General features: G+C 68.0%; 4 protein-coding genes. 3 read left to right on the top strand and 1 reads right to left on the bottom strand.

Annotation, left to right across the window (positions count from 1 at the left end):
* The first annotated feature begins 412 nt into the window (after positions 1–412).
* The 3 genes from JO059_RS03765 (at position 413) to JO059_RS03755 (ending at position 3,313) form a co-directional block, all read left to right on the top strand.
* Entirely contained in the window at positions 413–823 is a 411-nt protein-coding gene (locus JO059_RS03765) for a carboxymuconolactone decarboxylase family protein (protein ID WP_293314777.1), read from the top strand.
* 61 nt (positions 824–884) lie between these two features.
* Positions 885–1,514 (top strand): ATP-binding protein, encoded by a 630-nt coding sequence (locus tag JO059_RS03760; protein WP_293314776.1) that lies wholly within the window; start codon positions 885–887, stop codon positions 1,512–1,514.
* Between the two features lie 314 nt (positions 1,515–1,828).
* Positions 1,829–3,313, top strand: a complete 1,485-nt coding sequence (locus JO059_RS03755) for a GAF domain-containing protein (RefSeq protein WP_293314775.1) — start codon at positions 1,829–1,831, stop codon at positions 3,311–3,313.
* A 21-nt stretch (positions 3,314–3,334) separates the two neighbouring features.
* Here JO059_RS03755 and JO059_RS03750 read toward each other — a convergent pair.
* The coding region (locus JO059_RS03750) for a S1C family serine protease (protein ID WP_293314774.1) at positions 3,335–3,636 on the bottom strand (302 nt) is incomplete at its 5' end.

The raw sequence follows: 3,636 nt of genomic DNA, 5'->3' as shown, positions 1-3,636 counted from the left end.
CCTGCTAACCGTAATAGCGGTCCGTGCAAGGTGATTCAGCTCACGGCGGTCGAGCGGACACCGGTCGGCCCCGCTCACTACCGCTAGCTGGGCACGCCGATTCCCGTTGTCGGTAACGACATTGCGTGAGTGATCGCGGCATGCTGAGGGGGAAAGCCGGTCACGGATCGGATGCCGTTGCGCACGGCGAGGGGTGCAGCAGTGCAAGTGGATAGCTCGGGAGGGCTCATGTCGATCGATGGCAACGGCTTGGGCGGGCGACTGCCGCTGTACGAGCGCGACGCGCTGAATCAGGGCCAAGCGGAGCTCTTCGACTGGCTCATGAACGTGGCGGTGCCGTGGGCCGAGAGCGCCAAGTTCCAGGCACGCACCGACGCCGGACGGTTGATCGGCCCCATTCAATCCGGCCCTGTTGACCCCGGCCATCTCGTCGGCTTTCCTCGAGCTCGCGGTCGCCGAGCAGGAGAACACCTCGCTGAGCAAACGCAGCAGGGAGGTCATCATCCTGACGGTCGGCGCCGTGTGGCAAGCCCCGTACGAGCTGTCCGCGCATTGCGCCGTCGCCCGCCAGGTCGGCCTCGCCGACGACGCGGTGCGGACGCTGACCGACGGTGGCCTGCCGCAGGATCTGACAAAGACCGAGGCGATTGTCCACCGCATCGCGCGTGCCCTGTCGGTCGAGCACCGTCTCGACGACGCGCTGTACCGCGACGCGGAAGCGCTGCTGGGGACGGCAGGGGTGATGGAGGCCGCCGTGCTGACCGGCATCTATCACACCGTCTGCGCGATCCTCAACGCCTTCGAGATACCCGCAGGCTCCTGAACCTTCGAGACTGTCGACGGTCCTCGCGGATGGGTGTTAGCTAAAGGCGGGGCCGTCCGGCATGAGGAGTTCGGTGTACGAAGGCGCGATTTTCCCCGATCGGGTTGAGTCCGTTCGGGTCGAGACGGTGCATGAAACCCCCGAAGCCCAACGGAGACTCCGCACTGAGGTGGCCGTGCTGGAGCGACTGCGGGGAGCGGAGGGGGTGCCGCAGCTGGTGGACGCGCCGCGCTACCCGGAGTCCCTCACGCTCGACGAACTGCGGGAGCTTTCCCGCGGCATCCACCCGGCGGTGCTGGCGAGGGGCGGCCTCGGCCCAGCCTTGAACGCGCTCGCCCGGCGTTCGCAGTTACCCGTGGGCCTGACCGTCCACCTGCCCGATCGATTACCCGAGCGCGTCGAGGTCAGCGCCTACTACACCGTTGGCGAGGCTTTGACGAATGCCGCCAAGCACTCCCACGCCCAGACGATCACGGTGAGCGTCGACCATGACGCAGCCCGCGGCGAGTTGCGCATCGAGGTCTCCGACGACGGTGTCGGCGGTGCCGACTTCGCCTGCGGCACGGGGCTCCTCGGGCTCAAGGACCGCGCGGAGGCGCTGGGGCGGGCAGGTCGAGCTGCAGAGTTCGAGCGGGGCAGGCACCACGGTACGGGTACGGTTTCCTGTCCAACGCTCCGATCGGACTCCTGACGGATAAGTGGCCGCGCCTACCTGCTGGCCGGTATAGACCGATTGCAGCCAGCTTCGATGCAAAGCCCTGCGTCCATGCCGAAACTGGGTAGAGGCGCCCCACTCTTCCGACGCACACAATCGCGCGCCGCCAGTGCCGACGTCGCCGGGATGGAGCTTGGTTGTGAGATGGCGCCACATCAGTGACTGACCCCAAGCTTCTTGGACCCGTTCACGGCATGAGCGCTCGCGACGGTCGTCCGATCACTCCCAACGACTGGTCGATCCCTCGATCCCCCAGCGGGTCCCGGCCGTCGGGCTCACATTCGGCGCGGTTGTCGGCCGCCGGCGCGCCATTATGGCTCGGCATCACGGTGGCGGCTTTGTTGATCGTCGCCGAGACCGTGGTGGTGCGTATCCTTGCCTCAGTCGCACCGCACGCGACGCTAGGGGTGGTGTATCTCTTTGGCGTCCTGGTCATTTCCTGGTGCTGGGATATCGGGCTGGCTGTGCTGGTCACACTGGTCAGCGCCGTGGTCTATCTGGTTATCCACCTCGACATGGACGGCGGGTGGCCGCCGGCGAGCCCGGCTTTTCTCCTGCCGCTCGCGGTTTTCCTGCCCATCGCGTTGCTGGCGAATGCTCTGGCGGCTTGGGCCCGATGCCGCGCCGCGGAGACCCGGCGTGTGGCAGATCAACTCAGCGAGCTGGCGCGGCGCCAGTCCGCCCTGCGGCGGGTGGCGACGCTGGTTGCTCGCGGCGTTTCCCCCTCCGAGCTCTTCACCGCAGTCTCTGCCGAGGTAGCTAAGGCGCTGCGAGTGGAAAACTGTGTGCTGGTGCGCTACTCGGGGGATGACTCGTGCGAACTCGTCGCGGCCCACGATGAGGTTCATTTGCACAAGATCCCGGTCGGCGAGGCGTTCTCGCTGGATGGTGAGAACGTTGCGACGATGGTGTGGCGCACCGGCGCGACGGCGCGGATGGACAGCCACGAGGATGCGGCCGGCCCGATCGCCGCCACGGTTCGCAGAGTCGGGATGCGTTCGGCCGTAGGCGCGCCCATCAAGGTCGACGGCCGACTGTGGGGAGCGGCGGTCATCGCGTCGTCCGGGCCGGAACCGCTTGCTAACCAAACGGAAACGCGCCTCGCTGATTTCGCCGAGCTGGTGGCCACCGCGATCGCCAATGCGCAGGCACGGGACGAGCTGATGGCTTCGCGCGCACGCATCGTCGCCGCCGGTGACGAGGCCAGGCGTCGCATCGAGCGTGACCTGCACGACGGCGCGCAGCAACGCCTCGTCACGCTGCGGTTGCGCATCCGCGCTTTCGAAGAATCCCTGCCCGCCGACAGCCCACTGCGCCACGAAGTCATGGAGGCCGAGCGGGAAGTTGCGGCGGTGAGCGAGGAGCTTCGCCAGCTCTCGCACGGCATTCATCCGGCCGTGCTGTCGAACGCAGGCCTGGGCCCCGCCCTGCGTGTGTTGTGCCGGCGTGCGGCGATGCCGGTCGAATTGCGCGTGGATGGCGAGCGGCGATTGCCGGAATCCGTCGAGGTAGCCGCCTATTACGTTGTGGCAGAGGCGCTGACCAATGCCGCCAAGCACGCGCAGGCGTCGGGCGTCGCCGTCACGGTCGAGGCCGAGGATACACTGGTGCGGCTTTCCGTGTCCGACAACGGGATTGGCGGCGCGGATGCCCGTGGGTCCGGGCTCATCGGCCTGAAGGACCGCGTGGAGGCGTTGGGCGGACGGTTGGACATCACCAGCCGAGAAAGCGAAGGCACCACGCTCTTTGCGCAGATTCCCTGCGTGTCAACCTGAGCGGGATTTCCGCGCGCAGCGTTACTCTTGGCCCTGGTCGCTGCCGAGGGTGACGTGAACCGTCAGCGGCAGGCCGAAACGGTCGACGAACGCGACTGTGACCGGGGCGCCGGGGTCCTTGGATTGCACCGCGGCGATCAGCGCGTCACCGCTTCCGACCACCTGGTCGTCGACCCTGGTGACCAGCGCGCCGACGGTCAGCCCGGCGGCCGCGCCGGGGCCGCCACCGACCACCTCGGTGATCCTGGCGCCGTGGGCACCGGCGTCGCCGGTGGCCTGCACGCCCAGCCAGCCATGCGATGCCCGCCCGGTGGCGGCGAGCT

Source organism: Mycobacterium sp. (genome assembly GCF_019247615.1).
Lineage (GTDB): Bacteria > Actinomycetota > Actinomycetes > Mycobacteriales > Mycobacteriaceae > Mycobacterium.
The sequence above is the reverse complement of the archived record's forward strand: the minus strand, read 5'-3'. Positions and strand labels throughout refer to the sequence as shown.